We start from the raw sequence: 19,272 nt of genomic DNA on the forward strand, positions 1-19,272 counted from the left end.
GTCGGGCGTCCCGGCGCACGGCCGCGCGGGAGCGGGGTCCGCCGGCGCCCGCGCGGCGGCCACCCGGGTCAGCAGGCCCCCGTCACGTGTCCCCTGGTCAGCGGCAGGCGCTGCTTGGTCGTGTCGTCGGCCGGGACGTAGACCTCGATCCGCATCCCGCGCATCGACGCCACCTCCAGCTCGTTGATCGAGAACGCCATGTCGCCCGCGTCGCGGTTGGACAGCTTGCGGATGCGGACCTCCGGCTCGGCGACCTCGTGCCGCGCCCACAGCTCCGCGAACTCGTCGCTGAGCGCGAGCAGCCGCCGGATGTCCTCCTCCCACTCCGGGTCGCCCACGTGGCGGGCGTAGTCGGCGCGCAGGCGGGCCACCGTGTAGGGCACTTCCTCGTCGTAGTTGAGCAGCTTCTGCCTGGCGGTGGGCTCGGTCAGGTGGCACCACAGCATGTTGCGGTGCACGCACGGCATCGAGTGCCACTGCCACAGCAGGTCGGCGTGCGCGTCGTTGGCCAGGATCACGTCGTACCGGGCGTTGATCAGCGTCGCGGGCAGCGGGTCGAGGCCCCGCAGCACCGCCCGGATCTCGTCGGGGATCTTCGTCGCCGTCGTGCCGACGCGCTGAGGGGTAGCCTCGGCGAGGTGGTACAGGTGCCAGCGCTCGGTCGCGTCCAGCCGGAGGGTGCGCGCGACGGCGTCGAGCACCTGCGCGCTGACGTTGATCGACCTGCCCTGCTCCATCCAGGTGTACCAGGTGACCCCCACACCGGCGAGCAGCGCTACCTCCTCGCGGCGCAGGCCCACGGTGCGCCTGCGCGTTCCCGGCGGCAGCCCGACGTCCTCCGGGCTCAACCTCGCGCGGCACGCCCGGAGGAACTGCCCGAGTTCGGCTCGGCGACGTTCCTGCACCGTCGCCGCGGTCTCGACGCTCATCAACCCCATCCTCACGCTGTGCCTCCACGGCTTCGCACAGCGTAGTTCATGGTAGTACCAGTAACAGTGTTCGCGGGCTCTACCCGTGTGCTCGCCCGAACCGCCACAGTGGCCGCATGACAACCCAACCAGCCACTTCCTCGCCCGCGCAGGAAGTCTCGGGCAAGCACCCGTGGGGGATGTTGACGGTACTGCTGCTGGGCCAGTTCATGGCCCTGCTGGACGTCACGATCGTCAACGTCGCCATGCCCACCATCGGCGTCGACCTCAACGCGTCCGGCGCCTCCCTGCAACTGGTCGTCGGCGGCTACACCGTCGCGTACGCGATGCTGCTGATCACCGGCGCCCGGCTGGGCGACCTGCACGGCAGGCGCCGCATGTACCTGATCGGCGCCATCGGCTTCACCGTGGCGTCGCTGGTCTGCGGTATCGCACCGTCCACGCTCGTGCTGATCATCGCCCGGTTCGTCCAGGGCGCCGCGGCGGCCGTCATGGTGCCGCAGATCATGAGCGTCATCCAGATGCGGTTCACCGGCCAGGCCCGGGCCAAGGCGCTCAGCGCGTACGGCGCGGTGCTGTCGGTCGGCGCGGTGGCGGGCATGATCCTCGGCGGCGTCATCGTCAACGCCAACATCGCGGACCTGACCTGGCGGCCGGCGTTCCTGGTCAACGTGCCGATCGGCATCGCCCTGGCGCTGCTGGTGCCGAAGCTGATGGAGGCCGACGCGCCGCGCGGCACCCGCAAGCTCGACCCGGTGGGCCTGGCCATCTCGGTGCCCGCGGTGTTCCTGATCGTGCTGCCGCTGGTGCTCGGCCACGAGGCCGGCTGGCCCGCGTGGACGTTCATCTGCGTGGCGCTGGGCCTCGTGCTCGCGGTCGTGTTCGTGGTCGTGGAGAAGCGCATCGGCGCCCGCGGCGGCGACCCGCTGCTGAACCTGGACGTGTTCAAGGCCGCCAGCATGGGCACCGGCGTGTCCACCCTGCTGCTCAACCAGATCGCCTACGGCGGCTTCCTGTTCGCCTTCGCGCTGCACCTGCAGCAGGGCCTCGGCGACTCCGCGCTGTTCGCGGGTCTGACGTTCACGCCGATGGCCGCCGCGTTCGGCCTGGTGGGCTTCTTCTGGCGCAAGCTGCCCCCGCGCATCCACCACCTCGTGCCGACCATCGGCATGGTGCTGTGCATCCTCGGCTACGTCGGCATCGCCGCGAGCGCGCAGAGCGACCCGCACGGCGCGCTGATGTGGATCTCGGTCGTGGTGGTCGGCGGTGGCGTCGGCTTCGCGTTCAGCCCGCTGCTGGTGCTGTCGCTGGTGCAGGTGCCGATGCAGAAGGCCGCGGACGCCAGTGGTCTGCTGACCACGACCATGCAGCTCGGCCAGGTGACCGGCATCGCCGTGTTCGGCAGCCTCTTCCTGACCCTGGCCGGACGTCCGCTGACGCCCGAGTCCTCGTCGGACGCCACCACGAGCACGTTCACCTACCTGGCGATCCTGGCCGCGGTCGCCGTCGTCGCGGCCGTCTTCCTCGCCCGCACGGTGGCCCAGGCCAAGCGCGCCGCCGCCGCGGCGGCGTGACGAGGAGTGGGCCCGGTCCCGAGTGAGGAGGTCGCCGTGACCACAGCGGAACGGGGCGCGGTCGCGGCGGCCGCGCACCTCATGAGCTACCCCGCTCCGCGGACCTGTCCGTTCGAGCCGCCGCCGGAGTACGCCCGGCTGCGGGCCCAGGAGCCGGTGAGCCGGGTCCAGCTCACCGACGGCAGCATCGCGTGGCTGGTGACGCGGCACCGGGACGCCCGGTTCGTGCTGTCGGACCCGCGGTTCGCCTCGGACCGCCGCCACCCGGCGTTCCCGCTGCGGACGTCGGGTGGCGCGGCGGGCGCCGAGCCCCCGCCGCTGCTCGCCGCGGACGGCGACCGGCACGCGGAGGCCCGCGGCTCGGTCGGCGGCGAGTTCACCGCCGACCACGCCGGGCTGCTGCGACCGCGCGTCCAGGAGATCGTCAACGGGTGCGTGGACGCGATGCTGGCCGCCGGGGAACCGGTCGACCTGGTGGGGGCGTTGGCGCTGCCGGTGCCCGCGCTGGTCATCGGCGAGCAGTTGGGCGTCCCGCCCGGGGAGCACGTCCTGTTCCAGGAGCTGACCGCCCGGTTGGCGCGCGCCGGCGCGGACGAGGAGCAGCACGGGGCGGCCACCGCCGCGCTGCGCTCCTACCTGGCCGACCTGGTGGCCCGCAAGGAACGCGTGCCCGGTGAGGACCTGCTGAGCAGGCAGCTCCGCACCCGGCGCGAGCGGCACGGCGAGGTGGACCGCGACGCCCTGGTCGACCTCGCCCGGCTGCTCGTGGTGGCCGGGCACGAGCCGACCGCCGGGATGATCTCGCTGGCGGCGCTGGCGCTGATGCGCGACCCCGACCGGGTGGCCGGCCTGCTCGCGCACCCGGAGCGGGTGCCGGGCGCGGTGGAGGAGCTGCTGCGCTACTTCACGGTCGTCGAGCACTTCACCGCGCGGGTGGCCGTCGCGGACGTCGAGGTGTCGGGCGTGCCGGTGCGCCGGGGCGAGGCGGTGATCGTGTCCGGGGCCGCGGCCGACCGCGACGAGGCGGCGTTCGCCGACCCCGACCGGCTCGACCTGACCCGCGACGCGCGGCGCCACCTGGCGTTCGGGTTCGGCCCGCACCAGTGCCTGGGGCAGCACGTGGCCCGGGTGCAGTTGCAGGTCGTCCTGGAGACCCTGTTCCGGCGCGTCCCGGGGCTGCGGCCCGCCGTCGCGTTCGAGGACCTGGAGTTCAAGCACGACGCGCGCTCCTACGGCTTGCGCGAGCTGCCCGTCACCTGGTGAGCCGGGCGCGGCCACGAGCCCCGTGGCCGCGCCCGGCCCGTGCCGCGCAGAAGCCCCCGACCGGCTCAGACGGTCGGGGGCTTCTCCGGTCACCGGTGGTGACGTCAGTGGGCGACGGCCACCGTCTGCGGCGGCAGGAGGGGGAGTCCGAGGATCATGTCGGACGCCTTCTCCGCGATCGCGATCGTCGGGCCGTTCGGGTTGGCGAACACCGTCGGCATGACCGACGCGTCCACGACCCGCAGGCCCTCCAGCCCCATGACCTTCAGCTCGGGGTCGACGACCATGCCCATCGCGCACGAACCGGCCGCGTGGTAGGCCGTCTCGGAGTACCGGCGCGCGTGGGCGCGCAGGTCCTTGTCCGAGTCGGACTCCGGCGGGTTGTGCAGCGCCTCGGCGTAGGGCTTGAGCGCCTTCTGGTTCGCGATCTCCATGGTGAGCCGCAGACCGGCCACCGCGGCGTCCATGTCGGACTCCTCGGCGAAGAAGTTGTGCAGGATCCTCGGCTTGGTGGTCGGGTCGGCCGAGGCGATCATGATGTTGCCCCGGCTCAGCGGGTCGATCACGTCCGCGCCGAAGGAGATCGCGTGCGCGGTCGGCACGCCGAGGCCGCCGTCGGCGAACATCACCGGCGCGGCGTGGAACTGCAGGTCGGGCAGCTCCAGGCCGGCCTGGGAGGCCACGAACCCACCGGACTCGGGGATGTTCGACGTGAGCGGGCCGCGGCCCTCCTCCATGAACTGCCGGACGTACTCCGGCTGCCCGGCCGCCAGCAGGCTCACCGGCTGGGAGGTGGTGTAGATCAGGAAGTCGTGCGTGTGGTCGATCAGGTTCTGGCCGACCATCGGCTGGTCCAGCACGACCGGGATGTCGAGCGCGCGCAGCAGCTCCGCCGGGCCGACACCCGACAGCTGCAGGAGCTGCGGGGTGTTGTAGGCGCCCGCGGACAGGATGACCTCGCGCGCGGCGCGGATCTCGAACTGCTCGCTGAGCCGGGAGGCGGCGACGCCCACCGCGCGGCCGTTCTCGAACAGCACCCGGTGCACGAGCATGTCGGTCTCGACGGTCAGGTTCGGGCGCGCCATCGACGGGTGCAGGTAGGCCACCGCGCTGCTGCACCGGCGACCGTCCCGCTGCGTCACCTGGTAGAAGCCGAAGCCCTCCTCCTTGGCCGCGTTGAAGTCGTGGTTGGCCGGGTAGCCCGCCTCCAGCGCCGCCTCGACGAACGCGGTCGTCATCGGGTTGTTGGAACGGTTGTCCGACACCGACAGCGGCCCGCCGACGCCGTGGTACTCGTCGGCGCCGCGCTCGTTGTCCTCGGACCGCTTGAAGTACGGCAGCAGCTCGTCGTAGCTCCAGCCCGGCTGGTTCCACGCGTCGTAGCGCTCGCGGGCGCCCCGGATGTACACCATGCCGTTCATGCCGCTGGTGCCGCCGAGCATGCGGCCGCGCGGCAGGTAGATGCGGCGGTTGTCGGCGTACGGCTCGACGTGGGTGTCGTAGTCCCAGTCGAGGTTGGTGCGGAAGAGCTGGGCGCACGCGGCCGGGATGTGGATGTTCTGGGAGCTGTCGACCGGTCCGGCCTCGATCAGGCAGACCTTGACGTCCGGGTCCTCACTCAGTCGAGCGGCGAGCACGCACCCAGCGGAGCCGGCGCCGACGATAACGTAATCGTACATCCGCAATCCTTTCCCGGATTTCGTCCTGGAGAAATGCGCCGACCTGCCCCCGCGTCACCGTTGCCGGCGGTGCGGGCGACTGTCAACGAGGTGTGCAAACCACGGTCAGGCCATCGAGCTGGTTGCGCGCGCAACGGCAATGGGGGACCGGATCGTCACCGTGGACGCTACCGCAACCCGGCGGTCGGAGAATTGTCGAGCGCCCGGCCGTACGGGAACCCGAATCTTCGCGACGCCAGTCGTGGTGGCGACCGGTGCGGCAGTGGCTGTCCGATTCGTCCTGGTCGCGACGAAGCAGCCGGAACCATTGCTCCCCCAGTCCATGGCAATAACGTCGTCATCGTGGCTCGGGCGATCGGGGCGGGACTACTCCGGGGTTGCCCTGACAGGCGCCGCGATCGCCCGCGAATGCCGTGCGGATTGACTGGTGCGATGCGCGTGTATGTGGCCCGTAGTGGATCGGTTGGTGTCCGACCCCTGCGGTCGGGCGCTGTCGAAACCAGCGGTCGGTTCGAGTTGCATGCAGATAAAGTGCAGGTCAGAGCAGTCTTGTGAGCATAACTCACTAATTGGAACCTCGCTGGAACCCTTGGGTGTTCTTCTTGTCTCGCGTGCGGGGCGGTCGGCCCCGCTGGGGCTTCGTCGCCACCGGAGGAGTGGTTCGGAGTGCCGCTGTGCGGGGTTCGCCCGCGTGTCGCACCCGGTCTTGCCGGTCTTCTCGGGGATCATTCCGACATCGGGCGTGAAGTGCCCTCAAAAGGGTCCGGGGTGCCACCGAAATCTTTCGTGCGGATTCGACCGTTATGTCCGAATCTTCGTGAATGGAGCGATTGGTGCACTTCTTTCCCGATTCACGGACGGCCATTCGGCCGATACGGCCGCAGTGGGCCGGTCGCCCGGTGTGCCAATCATCGGCGGTCGCCGGCCGTGATCGACACAAAGCAACACGGGAGAAGTGACGTCAGTTCGATCCGGGGCAGTATCGGGAGTGCCGGACGTGCGTTGCGCGTTTTACGGCGATCATTTCCGATGCGGCCGACTGGTTCTGCGGAACTGGTTCCCGCTGCTCGCGCGGGAACCGACGAGGAGGAAGCACATGGCTACGGCCACCACAGATCGCGAAGCGCAGCTCGATGCCTACTACGGGCCCTTCACCACGGAGAAGGAGAAGGAGGTCCTGAGCGTCCCGCTCCGCCTCGTCGCGGCGTGGGCCGAGAACGACGCGAACGGTGTGGCGGCGGTCTTCGCCGAGGACGGCATCCTCATCCTGCCGGGTGACGTGTTCAAGCAGGGCCGCGACGAGATCCGCTCGTTCATGAAGGCCGCGTACGCGGGCCCCTTCAAGGGCAGCGGCGTGACCGGCAACCCGGTCGACGTCCGGTTCTACTCCGACGACGTCGCGCTGCTGCGCACGCACGGCGGCATCCTGGCCCCGGGTGAGACCGAGATCGCGCCCGAGCTCGCGGTCCGGTCGACCTGGGTCTGCGTCAAGCGGAACGGCACCTGGTTGCTCGCCGGTTACCAGAACAGCCCGCGCGGCGAGGGCGCGACGCTGCGCTGGTAACCGGTTCGAGGCGCGCCCCGCCGGCGCGCGCGAATGACCTCTGGCGGTCGAGTGCCTCCCGGACGACCGCCGGTCGGGGGCCACGCCGGAGGTCAGGGCGGATCAGCGGCGTCGCCCCTGTCGCTGCTGATCCGCCCATGCGCGGGCGGAACTTGTCGCCCCGGGCGGGGAGCGTGACCGGGAATCCGTCCGAAGAGGACACACATGCCCGAAGCCGGCACTGGCTCGATCACCAGGCGTTCAAGAAGAACAGCACCCAGCCGACCGCGGAGGAGAGAAAATGGATTCCAAGGCCTCATCGCTCGTCGCCCAGGCCAAGCAGTGGGCGACCTACTACGGTGACTACACGACGGGCCCGGAGGGCGCCGCGCTGACCATCGTGCTGCGCTTCCGCGCCCTGTGGGAGGACAACGACGCCGAGGGCATCACCGACCTGTTCGTCGAGAACGGCAGCCTGCTGCTGGGCGACGAGCAGCTCAAGGGCCACGGCGAGATCCACGCGTACCTCACGGCGGCGTTCAACGCGGGCTTCAGCGGCACGAAGCTGATCGACGAGGTCGCGGACGTCCGGCTCCTGAGCCCCGACGTCGCGATGGTCATCACGACGGGCGGGCTGGCGGCCAAGGACGCCACGTCCGTCCCGGAGGGCAACTCCTCCCGCACCATGTGGGTCGTCGTGAAGCGCGACGGCGACTGGTGGCTCGCGTCCTACCAGTCCAGCCCGCTCCAGGGCTGACCCACTTCCAGCACGTCCGCAGGCCGCGCACGGTCCAGAGGTCGCAACGACGGGTCGTGCGCGGCGTCCGGCGGTGCGCGGACCGCTCGTTCGGAGAAGGAGAACCGGATGTACGACTATGTGATCGTCGGCGGCGGGTCCGCGGGCTGCGTGCTCGCGGCACGCCTCACCGAGGACCCGGACGTCACCGTGTGCCTGGTGGAAGCCGGTCCGCTCGACACCGTGGAGAACATCCACGTGCCGGCCGGTTTCGCGAAGCTGTTCCGCACGGGCGTGGACTGGGACTACGACACCCACGACGAGCCGGGCCTCAACGGGCGCCGCGTGTTCCTGCCGCAGGGCCGGGTGCTGGGCGGCACCAGCTCCATCAACTCGATGATCTACGTGCGCGGCAACCCGCTCGACTTCGACGCCTGGGGGCAGCCGGGGTGGGGTTTCGACGACCTGCTGGGCTACTTCCTGCGCTCGGAGGACAACGACCGCGGCGAGTCGGCGTTCCACGGCGTGGGCGGTCCGCTGGGCGTGTCGGACAACCGCGCCCGCAACCCCATGTCGACCGCGTTCCTCGACGCCGCCGCGGCCGCCGGGTTCGACGCCAACGACGACTTCAACGGCCCCGCCCAGGACGGGTTCGGCTACTTCCAGGTCACGCAGCGCGACGGCCGCCGGTCCAGCGCCGCGACCGCGTTCCTGCACCCGGTGCTGCACCGCCCGAACCTCACGTTGGAGGCGAACCTCCAGACCCACCGCGTGCTGGTCGAGGGCGGACGCGCCACGGGTGTGGTCGGCTACCGCGCCGGCGAGGAGATCACCGTGCGCGCCGAGCGCGAGGTCGTCCTCGCCGCCGGGGCGTACAACTCGCCGCAGCTGCTGATGCTGTCGGGCATCGGGCCGGCCGCGATGCTGGGCGCGCTGAACATCCCGGTCGTGCTCGACCAGCCGCTGGTCGGGCAGAACCTCCAGGACCACGCGCTCGTGCCGCTGGTCTACACCCACCGGCACCCGATCAGCATGCTGGCGGCGGGCGCTCCCGAGTCCGTCCAGCAGTTCATCACCGAGGGTCGGGGCCCGCTGACCTCCAACGGCCCCGAGGCCGGCGGTTTCGTGCGGACGGTCGGCGGCCTGCCCGCGCCGGACGTCGAGTTCCTGACCGCGCCGGTGATGATCGCGGACAGCGGCCTGGCCGCGCCCACGGCGCACGCGATCACGCTGGGGGCGTCCCTGCTCACGCCGCTGAGCCGCGGGCACGTGTCGCTGGGCTCGGACGACCCGACGGCCAAGCCGCGGATCGTGCACAACTACTACGCCGACCCCGCCGACCTGGACACGGCCGTGCGCGCGTTGCGGATCGCGTTGGAGATCGCCGGCACGGCGCCGCTGGAGCCGTACACGGAGACGGCGTTCCGGCCGCCGGCGTCCACTTCGGAGGAGGACCTGCGCGCCTACGCGCGGGCCCGCACGCAGTCGACCTACCACCCCGTGGGCACGTGCGCGATGGGGCAGGTCGTGGACGCCGAACTGCGCGTCATGGGCATCGAGGGGCTGCGCGTGGTCGACGCCTCGGTGATGCCGACGATCACCCGCGGCAACACCAACGCCCCGGTCATCGCCATCGCCGAGAAGGCCGCCGACCTCATCAGCGGCGCCCCGGCGCTCCCGTCGCGCGGCACCGAAGCCCTGGCCGCTTGAGGGGTTCGCGGGTGCGGCGGATCGGCCGGACGGCACGCCCGTCCGCCGATCCGCCACGTCCGCGCACCGTGCCCGACGGCCGAGTCGTCACGGCGCCACAGGCGTGCCATACCCTTGCTCCGGAGCGGCGGCGTGACCGGAGGAGTCGATGCTGGGATGACGGCTGAGCGACCGATGCCCACGCAGGACGACGTGCTCGGGTACTTCGACACGCTGTCGAACTGGGGGCGCTGGGGCGACGACGACGAGCTCGGCACGCTGAACCACATCACCGACGACGTCCGGCTGGCGGCGGCGCGGGCCGTGCGCCACGGCCGGGGCGTGTCGTGCGCGTGGGAGGTCGCCGTGCCGGAGGAGATGGAGCGGGCGACCACGACGTGCCCGTGCGCGGCCGACATGCCCGGCGCCGAGAACATGCCGGTGCCCGGTTTCCGCAACGACCGGCGGTGGGGCTTCTCCTTGGAGCGGCTCGGCCTCACGTTCCACGGCAACACCGTGACTCACGTCGACTCGCCGTGCCACCTCTTCTGGGACGGCACGATGTACAACGGGCGGTCGCACTCGTTGGTCGACCCCGCGACGGGATCGGCGTGGGCGGCTGTCACGGCGGCGGCGAACGGGATCGTCACGCGTGGCGTCCTGCTGGATGTCGCGAGGGTCCGCGATGTGCCGTGGCTGGAACCGGGGCAGGGCGTGTTCCCCGAGGACCTGGAGGAGGCCGAACGCCGGCAGGGCGTGCGGGTGCGGTCCGGCGACGCGGTGCTCCTGCGTACCGGCCATGGCCGCGCCCGGCACGAGGCCGGCCCGTCCGGCGGTGTCACGCAGGCCGGCTGGCACGCGTCCTGCCTGCCGTGGCTGCACGAACGCGGGGTCGCGCTGATCGGCGCCGACACCCCTCAGGACGTTCAGCCGTCGGGGTACGAGGACGTGTTGATGCCGGTGCACGCCGTGGGTCTCGTCGCGATGGGCCTGTGGTTGCTCGACAACTGCGACCTGGAGGCGTGCGCGACGACCGCCGCCGAGCTCGGCCAGTGGGACTTCCAGCTCGCGGTGGCGCCGGTCCGCTTCGCCGGCACGTCCGGCAGCCCGGTCAACCCGATCGCCACGTTCTGACCGCGAGACCCGCGGATCGCCTCGCCGTCGCCCGGCAGCCGGAGGTAGCGCGCACGTGGTGCGGGCGGCTTTGGAGAACGTCGACAGAAATGCGCGGCTCGCCTTGGTGGTTTCGGCATGTCGTGGCCTCGGCGTGGGCCACTACGTTGGCGCGCATGGACAATGACGTTCGTCACGCCGCGCCGCGTGCCCGCTTCGATCGCCAGGGGCGGCGCCTGCTCGTGCTCGGCATCGGGGTCTTAGCCGTGCTCGTCTCCGCCACCGTGCTGGCCTTGAAGGACCTCGGCGCGGTGATGGTGCACTTCGTGGCCCAGGGGACGCCGGTCTGGGCGCTGGGCCTGTTCGTCTTCGCCGTGTGCGCGGGCATCGCGAAGATCGTGGCCTCGTTCAGCGAACCCATGGGCCGCGTCGTGCGGATAGTCGAACTCCGCCGGGCGGCCGGCGACGATCCCGGCCGCGACGACTGAGCCGCGCGCCCGTGCGGCGGGTCATCGCCGCGGCTGGAAGTAGCGCTTCGTGATGTGGTTGCCGACGGCCGTGCCGAGCGCGGTGCCGTCGACGTCCGCGGACCGGAAGTGGATGCCTGCCCAGATGCGGGCTCCGACGACCTCGGCGGTCGCCTGCGAGAAGCTGTCGAAGTGCCGCGTGGTGCCGCTGTCGACGCTGAACGCGCTGAAGGGGACGCGGTCCCGGCCGAAGAAGTGCGCGTACGCCGTCATCTGCGCGGCCGTGCGGCACGTGTGGCCGGAGGGGTAGTCGGGGTTCGGCGGGGTCGTCACCAGCGGGGTCCAGCCGGGGTCGGCCGCGGTGGCGGGGTTGCCGTCGGTGTCGGCGGACCGGATGGCGGTGATCGGCCGCCAGAAGTGCCAGAACTCCTTGTCGTTCGCGCACGCGATCGCGCCGTCCGCGCCCGTGACGTCCGCCAGCGCGTAGAAGCGCGCGGTCTCCAGGACGTCGAGTCGTTGGGTGACGGCGAGGTCCCGCTTCATCCCCCAGCTGACGGAACGTCGGTCGTGCCACCAGAGCGCCGCGTCGGTCTGGTCCGCGGTGCGGGCGGTGCTCGTCGCCGAGCCCAACCGCTTGACCTCGTCGAAATCGCGGGCGTACGCGTGGCTCGTGACCGCCGGCGGCCCCGGGGTGCGGAACATGGTCGCGTCCGGAACGGCGAACGGCTTCAGGAAACCCACCCAGGCTCCCGTGTTCTCGAAGCCAGGGGGAGTGGGGCGGTACTGGCCCGGCTCCGTGCCGACGGTCCAGGGCCGGGGGTCGAAGGCGCCGTCGTCCTGCCGTGCCGTGATCATCGCGGCGGCGGCCTGTGCGCCGACCCGGATGCCGTCGCGCTTCGCCGGTCCCTCGGGGATGCCGGCGAGCCACTGGTGGTACTGCGTGCGCAGCCTTTCCCGCTGTGCCGGGAAGATCGCGTCCAGCACCCGGTAGGCGGCCGTGCCGACGGCGGCGTCCGTCGACTCGCGCCCGTTGGCCCGCGGTGCGACGAGGTAGGGCTCGTACGGCGTGCCGGCGATCGCGTTCACCGCGTCGTAGACGGCGCCGCTGACCATCGCGAAACCGCGTCCGGCGACCTGTGGCGGCGACTGCTGCGCGACGTCCCAGATGGCGGTCTGCGCGTTGAGGTCCCAGACGACGACCGCGTTCGGTGACGCGTTCGCCTCGGCGACGGCCGGCGGCGCGAGGGCGAGCGACGCCGTCAGGGCAAGAACCGCGTGAACCGCCGTGCGGCGCGTCATGACCATCGTCAACCCCGGCTGTATCCCTAGCGCATCGACACGACTACGCAACGTATCGCCAGGTGTCGGGCAGGCGCAACACCCAGCCGCCGCCGCAGGCGGGTTCGGGTCGATCTCATCCATGACCTGCGGTTTTTCCCCTGGAGGTCGGCCGGAGGTCGGAGGTCACCTGTTCGTGTGGTCCACGCGCCGTGCGGGGCCGTGCAAAGGAAAACCCCGGCTCGGCCACCGACGTCTCGTGGACGGAGGTGGCCGAACCGGGGTCCCGGGTGTGCGGTCAGGCGGCCGCCGGGCCCCGGTAGGTGGCGCTGCCGAAGGCGAGCATCGGGTAGCCGACGAACCCGAACAGCCAGAGGCCGACGACGCCGAACCCGCTGCCCTTGCCGAACGACTTCGCCATGTCGATCGCGACGAGCAGCGAGATGACGATGTTGACGACCGGGATGAAGAACAGGATCAGCCACCAGCCGGGACGGCCCACGATCTTCAGCTGCACGTAGATGTTGTAGAGCGGGATGATCGCCGCCCACCCGGGCTTGCCCGCCTTCGCGAAGACCTTCCACATGGCCACGATCAGGAAGAGGCCGATCACCGCGCCGATGACGGCGGGGATGACGAGGGCGGACGAGTCGGTCTGGTTCACCGCGTGATTCCTTCCGGCAACCGGCGGAGGTGCGGGCGCTGATCGCACGCATCGGGGTTCCCCCAGCCGGTCGTGGCGCGGAACGTTCCCAGTCGGCGGGCGCGAACGCACCGGTGTTGGCCGATTCGTGAGCCGTTCGAGATCAATCCAGTGCTCGGGCCCGCCGGGTCGCCGGGCCGCCGGTGTCCGGCCATCAAACGGGTGATGACGGCCGGAGGTGCTGCGGTCGAACAGCCGGGGTGCCATGTTGAGAGGTGGCGTAGTGGCGTGCACTCTCGCGGGAGGCGCGATGCGGCGGACAACGGTCGTCCTGCTGTCGGTGACGGGCCTGCTCGCGGGGTGCCTCGGCCAGGCGCGGGACGAGGACCCGGCCCGCAACGCCGACGCCAGGGAAGTCACGTTGACGATCACGGCCAACGCGGTGGCGGGCGGGAAGAACGCGCGCGGCGCGGACTGGATCGCGAACTGGGTGATCCCCAGGTTCACCGAGGCGCAGAAGGCCAAGGGCGTGGACGCCACGGTCCGCTTCGAGCAGAACGGCGCCGGCGACGAGGACTTCAAGACGAAGGTCGCGCTGGACCTCAAGACCGGCGGCGGCGGTGACGTCGTCGAGTTGGACGGCATCTGGCTCGGCGAGTTCGCCCAGGCCGGTCTGGTCGAGCCGCTGGACGACGTCGTCGGCGGGGACGAGGTCGACTCGTGGGACGGCTGGCGGCAGATCCCCGCCGCCGTGCAGGGCCTCGGCGAGTTCGACGGCCGGCGCTACGGCGTGCCGATGGGCACCGACGGCCGGGTGCTGTTCTACAACAAGAAGCTGTTCGCGCAGGCCGGCCTGCCCACCGACTGGCAGCCGCGCAGCTGGGACGACGTCCTCGACACCGCCGCGAAGCTCAAGTCGCTGCCCGGGGTCTGGCCGCTGCAGCTCAACGCCGGCACCGCGATGGGCGAGGCCACCACGATGCAGGGCGTGCTGCCCGCGTTGGTGGGCACCGGCACGGCCGTGCACGAGGACGGCAAGTGGCAGGGCGCCACGGCCGGCGTCAAGGACGTCCTCTCGCTCTACCAGCGCGTCTACCGGGACGGGCTCGGCGACCCGATCCTCCAGCAGGAGGCGAAGGGCCGTGACCGGTCGTTCGCGCTGTTCGCCGAGAACAAGATCGGCATCCTGCTGGAGAGCGACTACTTCTGGCGCTCGGTGGTCGAGCCGCGCGTCGGCGTCGCCAAGATGGCCGACCGCGACACGGCCGTCGGGTGGGCGCTGATCCCCGCCCGCGTGCCCGGCGCCGGGGTCGGCGGCCAGGACTTCGTCAGCATGTCCGGTGGCGGCGTGCGGGTGGTCAACCCGAACACGCCGTACCCGCGGCAGGCGTGGGAGCTCATGGAGTTCCTCAACTCGGCCGAGGCGGTCAAGTCGGCGTTGGCGGGCGCCGCGCAGGTCACCCAGCGCACCGACGTGAACGACGAGGTGCTGGCGGGCGACCCGATGCTGGCCTTCATCGCCGAACGCGTGCTGCCGATCACCCGCTACCGGCCCGGCCTGGCGGACTACCCGAAGGTGTCGGCGGCGTTGCGGCAGGCGACCGCCGACGTGGTGGCGGGCAAGAGCCCGGAGGACGCCGCGAGGTCCTACCACGACGCGCTGGTCGAGGCGGTCGGCGAGGACGCCGTTGCGGGCGGCTGAGGACCGCGACCCGGCGGGGCTCGGCACGACGCGGGCGATCGGGTTCCTCGCGCCGGCGCTGCTGCTGATCGGCCTGTTCCTGGTGTTCCCGGCGCTGTGGACGCTCTACATCGGGATCACCGACTACCAGCTGACCGGACCGGCCGCGGCCGAGCCGAGCGTGGTCGGCCTGGACAACTTCGCCACGGCGCTGGCCGACCCGCTGTTCGCCAACTCGCTCTGGCTGACCGCGCTGTTCGTGCTCGGCTCCGCGCTCGTCGGGCAGAACGCGCTCGGCTTCGCGCTCGCCTGGCTCCTGCGCCGGGTGCGGCCGCGGCTGCGGCGCGTCGTCGAGGCATTCGTGCTGCTGGCGTGGATCCTGCCGGGTCCCGTCGTCGCCTACCTGTGGTTCGCCGTGCTGAGCCGGGACGGCGGCACGCTCGGCCTGCTCCTCGGCCAACCGGGGACGGCGTGGCTGGTCGAGTACCCGATGGCGAGCCTGATCGTGTTCAACACCTGGCGCGGCACGGCGTTCTCCATGCTGCTGTACAACTCCGCGCTGCGAGCCGTGCCGCCGTCGCACCTGGAGACCGCCCGGCTGGCCGGCGCGGGCGGCTGGCAGACCGTGCGCGACGTGGTGTTCCCGCACATCCGCGGGCACGTGCTGACCAACACGCTGCTGATCAGCCTGTGGACGGCCAACGACTTCACGCCGTTCCTGCTCACCGCGGGCGGCCCGAACCACGAGTCGGAGGTGCTGCCCGTGCTGATCTACCGGCAGGCGTTGGAGAGCGGCCGGCTCGGGTACGCGTCGGCGATGTCGTTGCTGCTGCTGGTCGGGAACCTGGCGGTGGCGCTGGTGTACCTGCGGCTGTTGCGCAGGCGCGCGTGACACCGGGGTCGGTGGTGCGCCGGATCGGCTTCCACGTGCTGATCGCGGTGGTGCTGGCGTTCTTCGCGGTGCCGATGCTGTGGCTGGCCGGCGCGCCGTTCGACGCGCGGCCGGGCTTCGGCATCCGCTGGCCGGAGTGGACGTCGGCGAACGTCATCGCCACCCTCGGCCACCCGTACGTGGTGCGGTCGCTGGTCAACTCGCTGGTGCTGTGCCTGGTGGCGACCGCGGTGACGACGGCGTTCGCCGCCCTGGCCGCCTACGCGCTCTCCCGCGTGCGCATCCCCGGCCGGGACGTGCTGCTGTACGTGCTGCTGTTGCTGTCCAGCGTGGTCACGGGCACCGCGGCCATGGTGCCGCTGTTCGTGCTGATGCTGCAGCTCGGGCTCATCGACTCCCGCTTCGGCACGGCGCTGGTGATCGCGGGCGGCATGCTGCCCGCCGCCATCTTCATCCTGAAGGACTTCGTGGACTCCGTGCCGCGCTCGTACGAGGAGTCCGCGCGGGTGTTCGGCGCCTCGCCCCGGCAGGTGCTCGGGCACGTGGTGCTGCCGACCGCCAGGCCGGGGCTGGCGATGATCCTGGTGTGGTCGTTCGTCAACGCGTGGGGCAACTTCCTGCTGCCGTTCCTGCTGCTGCGCGACGTCGGCAAGCAGCCGGCCGCGGTGCTGATCCGGACGTTGCAGGACGAGGGCGGCAGCGCCAACCTGACCGTGATCCCGGTGTTCTCGCTGCTGTACTCCATCCCGGTCGTGCTGCTGTACCTGGTCGTCGACAAGCGCTACGGGTTCCGATTCCACGGGGGGATCAAGAGCTGATGGCGGGCATCGACATCACCGGTCTGTCCACTGTGTACCCGAACGGGGTGCGCGCGGTGGACGGCCTCGACCTGGGCGTCGTGGACGGCGAGCTGTTCGCGCTGCTCGGACCGTCCGGCTGCGGCAAGACCACGTTGCTGCGCACGATCGCCGGCCTCGAGCTGCCCTCGGCGGGCGCCATCGCGATCGGGTCGCGCGACGTGACCCGCCTGCCACCCGGCGGGCGCGGGGTGGCGATGGTGTTCCAGGACTACGCGTTGTTCCCGCACATGACGGTGGCGGAGAACATCGCCTACCCGCTGCGCGTGCGCCGTGCGCCCAAAGCGCGGCAACGGGAAGCGGCGGTCGAGGTGGCCGAGGGCCTGAGCCTGTCCGCGCTGCTCGACCGCAGGCCCGGTCAGCTGTCCGGCGGTCAGCAGCAGCGGGCGGCGCTGGGGCGGGCCGTCGCCGCGGGCGCCGACGTCCTGCTGCTGGACGAGCCGCTGTCCAACCTGGACGCCCGGTTGCGGCTGGAGGCCAGGACGTTCCTCAAGCGGTTGCAGCACGAGCTGGCGCTCACGACCGTCTTCGTGACCCACGACCAGGCCGAGGCGTTGGCGCTGGCCGACCGGATCGCGGTGATGGAGGCGGGCCGGCTCCGCCAGCTGGGCACGCCGCGCGAGGTGTTCCAACGGCCCGCCGACACGTTCGTCGCGAACTTCATCGGCTCCACCCCGATGAACCTGATCGGGGCCAGGACCCGCGACGGCCACGTCGAGTGCGCGGGGACCAGGCTGCCGGGCCCGCCGGGACTGGCCGACGGCACCCCCGTCGTGGTGGGCGTGCGGCCCGAGTACCTGGCGCCGGCCGGCGAGGGCATCACGGGCCGGGTGTCCACGGTCGAGAACCTGGGTGTCTCGTCATTGGTGACCCTCGACTGCCCGGACGGCACGCTGATCAGCCTCACCGTGCCGGAGCAGGAGGAGCCCACCCTCGGCACGTCCCTCACCGTCGCCGCCGCGCCCGGGAGGCTGCTGTACTACGGCGCGGACGACGGCCGCCTGCTGGGCGGCTGACCGGTCCGAGGGAGCGCACCTCGCGCGACGTGGTTCCGGACCGCGCGAGGCACGCCGCCGGCGTGGCGGAACGTCGCTACACTCGGTGATCTTCCGGCGGAGGGTGTCCGATGTTCGAGTTGGTGGCGAAGCTCGCGGAGATCTTGTCGTCACACTGGGTGCGGTTCCTCGACGGTCGGCGGTCCGGGCGCGATGCCGAGGTCGCGGCGCACGTCGTCGGCGTGGTGCTCGCCCTCCAGGACCTGTGCGTGCGCGGCGAGCGGCTGCTCGTGCTCGCCGAGGAGCTGGCCGGCGACTCGCCCGGGCCGCGGACCTCGGCGGAGTTCGAGGGCGTGCTGGCCGAGCAGGTGCGCGAGGTCGGGGCGCTGCGGCTGCGGCTGTCGGACGCGAAGCCGCTGCTGGCCACCGTCGACCCGCTGTTCTACCCGGAGCTCGCCCCGGTCGTGGACCAGAAGTCCGGTCTGCTGACGCGGTGGACCAGGCAGGCGTCGCTGAGCGCGTTCTCCACCACGACGTTGTTCTTCCTGCCGTCGCGCGACGTGGCGAGCCTCGTCGAGGAGGCGGGCGCGGGAGCCGAACTCGACCGCGGCCCGTACGCGCACGCCGTGGCCGAGGGCGTGCGCGCGGTCCGGGCGCGGGAGCTGCGGGACCTGCGCACCGCCGCCGCCAAGGGCGCCGGGATCCACGCCGAGATCGCCACCGCACGGGCGGGCCTGGCCCGCACCAAGGACTTCTGCGCGACGTTGCTCCGGGCGACCGAGGCCGCCGTGGGCCCGGAGGCCATGACGCGGCTGCGGCGCGAACTGCTCCCCTGACCGATCGGGTCAGCGGTGGTGCCGCAGCGCCCGGACCAGCTCCGGGTCGCGCGGGTAGCCCATCGTGGCGAACGCGATGCCGCCGATGTCGGTGGCCAGGACCGTCGTCCGCGCGAAACCCAGCAGCACGGCCAGCCGGTCGACGTTGAACATCATCCGCTGGAACAGGCCGGTGCGCCGGAGGGGTTCGTCGAGGCGGACCTCGTCCACGCTCAGCTCGACCCGGTTCGACCAGCTGAACTGGAGCAGCGCGGTGGCGGCGCCCTCGCGCAGGACGAGGTCGACGCTGCCGGTCCCGCCGGGGTACAGCGCGAGGTCGGCGCGCGCCCCGTCGAGCCGGTGCAGCAGCGTCGCGGCGAACCGGGAGGGGCTGATCGGCGCCCACGCGCGCCACGTCGCCACGAACTCGTCGTCCAGGCCCACGACGGTCAACGCGGGCTCCAGCCGGCGGAAGGCCGCGATGTCGACGGGTTCGGCGGCGTGGTCGGGTCGCCCGGCCGGCGTCACCGAGATCCGAGCCGCGTCGGCCACCAGTTCGTCCCACAGCGGGTCGGGGCGGAACGGCGGGAACGGCAGGTCGCCGCCGAGCGCCTCCCAGGCGCGCCGCCACCACGCCACCGCGCGCACGGGCCGCATCCCGACGAGCGTGGCCGCGACGACTTGGCACCGCACCAGCACCAGCGACGCGCCGACCGCGACCAGCTCGATCGAACCCGGCCGCTCGCTCGTCAGGGCCGCGTGCTCGGCGGCGTGCTCCATCTCGGAGTAGGCCACGACGTGGGGCGCGTCGGCGATCCGGTACTCGATGGCCGAGTCCAGCACGGCCCCGGTGCTCACCGGCTGGAACACGACGTCGTCCGGGGTGAGGATCAACGGCCACACGCCGTGCTCGTCGCCCATCACGAACTCCACGGCGGGGTCGCCGTCGGGCGCGCGGATGTCGCGGCACCGGCGGACCGCGTCGGCGTCGATCAGGACCGCGTCGTCGAGGGCGGGCACGTGCACGCGGACGCCGTTCGCGACGGCGGTCACCCGGAGGCCGGGCAGGTGTTCGAGCGCGCGGATGACGTCCGTGACGTCCATGCGGCCTCCGATCG

17 protein-coding genes are annotated in these 19,272 nt (G+C 71.8%); 12 read left to right on the plus strand and 5 right to left on the minus strand.

Annotated elements, in window-relative coordinates; genetic code table 11:
* Positions 1 to 68 precede the first annotated feature (68 nt).
* A complete protein-coding gene (locus AB0I91_RS24095) occupies positions 69 to 929 on the minus strand; it encodes a helix-turn-helix transcriptional regulator (protein ID WP_498777229.1) in 861 nt (286 codons plus the stop codon).
* A gap of 116 nt (positions 930 to 1,045) precedes the next feature.
* Between AB0I91_RS24095 and AB0I91_RS24100 the strand changes: the two genes are divergently transcribed.
* The gene (locus tag AB0I91_RS24100) at positions 1,046 to 2,503 is read left to right on the plus strand and encodes an MFS transporter (RefSeq protein WP_498777231.1); all 1,458 of its coding nucleotides are present in this window, start codon (positions 1,046 to 1,048) and stop codon (positions 2,501 to 2,503) included.
* A gap of 36 nt (positions 2,504 to 2,539) precedes the next feature.
* Complete coding sequence (locus tag AB0I91_RS24105) at positions 2,540 to 3,766, plus strand: cytochrome P450 (protein ID WP_499638904.1); 1,227 nt, start codon at positions 2,540 to 2,542, stop codon at positions 3,764 to 3,766.
* Between the two features lie 104 nt (positions 3,767 to 3,870).
* On the opposite strand, the gene AB0I91_RS24110 is transcribed toward AB0I91_RS24105, so the two are convergent.
* Positions 3,871 to 5,445 carry a GMC family oxidoreductase gene (locus AB0I91_RS24110; RefSeq protein ID WP_498777235.1) on the minus strand — a complete coding sequence of 525 codons (1,575 nt, stop codon included), beginning with the start codon at positions 5,443 to 5,445 and terminating at the stop codon, positions 3,871 to 3,873.
* 1,096 nt (positions 5,446 to 6,541) lie between these two features.
* On the opposite strand from AB0I91_RS24110, the gene AB0I91_RS24115 reads away from it, so the two are divergent.
* The 5 genes from AB0I91_RS24115 to AB0I91_RS24135 all read left to right on the plus strand — a co-directional run bounded on the left by AB0I91_RS24115 (position 6,542) and on the right by AB0I91_RS24135 (position 11,014).
* A complete protein-coding gene (locus AB0I91_RS24115) occupies positions 6,542 to 7,009 on the plus strand; it encodes an SgcJ/EcaC family oxidoreductase (RefSeq protein WP_498777237.1) in 468 nt (155 codons plus the stop codon).
* Positions 7,010 to 7,289: 280 nt separating this feature from the next.
* Positions 7,290 to 7,745, plus strand: coding sequence for an SgcJ/EcaC family oxidoreductase (locus AB0I91_RS24120; protein WP_498777239.1), 456 nt, complete (start codon positions 7,290 to 7,292; stop codon positions 7,743 to 7,745).
* 108 nt (positions 7,746 to 7,853) lie between these two features.
* Positions 7,854 to 9,434 carry a GMC family oxidoreductase gene (locus AB0I91_RS24125; protein WP_498777241.1) on the plus strand — a complete coding sequence of 527 codons (1,581 nt, stop codon included), beginning with the start codon at positions 7,854 to 7,856 and terminating at the stop codon, positions 9,432 to 9,434.
* A 156-nt stretch (positions 9,435 to 9,590) separates the two neighbouring features.
* Complete coding sequence (locus AB0I91_RS24130; RefSeq protein ID WP_499615643.1) at positions 9,591 to 10,547, plus strand: cyclase family protein; 957 nt, start codon at positions 9,591 to 9,593, stop codon at positions 10,545 to 10,547.
* 155 nt (positions 10,548 to 10,702) lie between these two features.
* Complete coding sequence (locus AB0I91_RS24135; RefSeq protein ID WP_498777245.1) at positions 10,703 to 11,014, plus strand: hypothetical protein; 312 nt, start codon at positions 10,703 to 10,705, stop codon at positions 11,012 to 11,014.
* Positions 11,015 to 11,035: 21 nt separating this feature from the next.
* Here the strand turns inward: AB0I91_RS24135 and AB0I91_RS24140 are convergent, their stop codons facing one another.
* Positions 11,036 to 12,292, minus strand: coding sequence for a vanadium-dependent haloperoxidase (locus AB0I91_RS24140; protein ID WP_498777247.1), 1,257 nt, complete (start codon positions 12,290 to 12,292; stop codon positions 11,036 to 11,038).
* Between the two features lie 277 nt (positions 12,293 to 12,569).
* The gene (locus AB0I91_RS24145; protein ID WP_498777249.1) at positions 12,570 to 12,935 is read right to left on the minus strand and encodes a DUF5684 domain-containing protein; all 366 of its coding nucleotides are present in this window, start codon (positions 12,933 to 12,935) and stop codon (positions 12,570 to 12,572) included.
* A gap of 289 nt (positions 12,936 to 13,224) precedes the next feature.
* On the opposite strand from AB0I91_RS24145, the gene AB0I91_RS24150 reads away from it, so the two are divergent.
* The 5 genes from AB0I91_RS24150 (at position 13,225) to AB0I91_RS24170 (ending at position 18,175) form a co-directional block, all read left to right on the plus strand.
* The gene (locus tag AB0I91_RS24150; protein ID WP_499638906.1) at positions 13,225 to 14,616 is read left to right on the plus strand and encodes an extracellular solute-binding protein; all 1,392 of its coding nucleotides are present in this window, start codon (positions 13,225 to 13,227) and stop codon (positions 14,614 to 14,616) included.
* Positions 14,603 to 15,487 carry a carbohydrate ABC transporter permease gene (locus tag AB0I91_RS24155; protein ID WP_499615635.1) on the plus strand — a complete coding sequence of 295 codons (885 nt, stop codon included), beginning with the start codon at positions 14,603 to 14,605 and terminating at the stop codon, positions 15,485 to 15,487. Before AB0I91_RS24150 ends, AB0I91_RS24155 begins: the two co-directional genes overlap by 14 nt.
* A complete protein-coding gene (locus AB0I91_RS24160; protein WP_499638908.1) occupies positions 15,484 to 16,305 on the plus strand; it encodes an ABC transporter permease subunit in 822 nt (273 codons plus the stop codon). The genes AB0I91_RS24155 and AB0I91_RS24160 overlap by 4 nt, the downstream gene beginning before the upstream one ends.
* Positions 16,305 to 17,360, plus strand: coding sequence for an ABC transporter ATP-binding protein (locus AB0I91_RS24165; protein WP_499638910.1), 1,056 nt, complete (start codon positions 16,305 to 16,307; stop codon positions 17,358 to 17,360). The genes AB0I91_RS24160 and AB0I91_RS24165 overlap by 1 nt, the downstream gene beginning before the upstream one ends.
* A 110-nt stretch (positions 17,361 to 17,470) precedes the next feature.
* Entirely contained in the window at positions 17,471 to 18,175 is a 705-nt protein-coding gene (locus AB0I91_RS24170; RefSeq protein ID WP_499615628.1) for a hypothetical protein, read from the plus strand.
* Positions 18,176 to 18,184: 9 nt separating this feature from the next.
* Here AB0I91_RS24170 and AB0I91_RS24175 read toward each other — a convergent pair whose 3' ends face one another.
* On the minus strand, positions 18,185 to 19,258 hold the full coding sequence (locus AB0I91_RS24175; RefSeq protein WP_499638912.1) for a hypothetical protein: 1,074 nt from the start codon (positions 19,256 to 19,258) through the stop codon (positions 18,185 to 18,187).
* Positions 19,259 to 19,272: the final 14 nt, after the last annotated feature.

The organism is Actinosynnema sp. NPDC049800 (genome assembly GCF_040656635.1).
GTDB lineage: Bacteria > Actinomycetota > Actinomycetes > Mycobacteriales > Pseudonocardiaceae > Actinosynnema.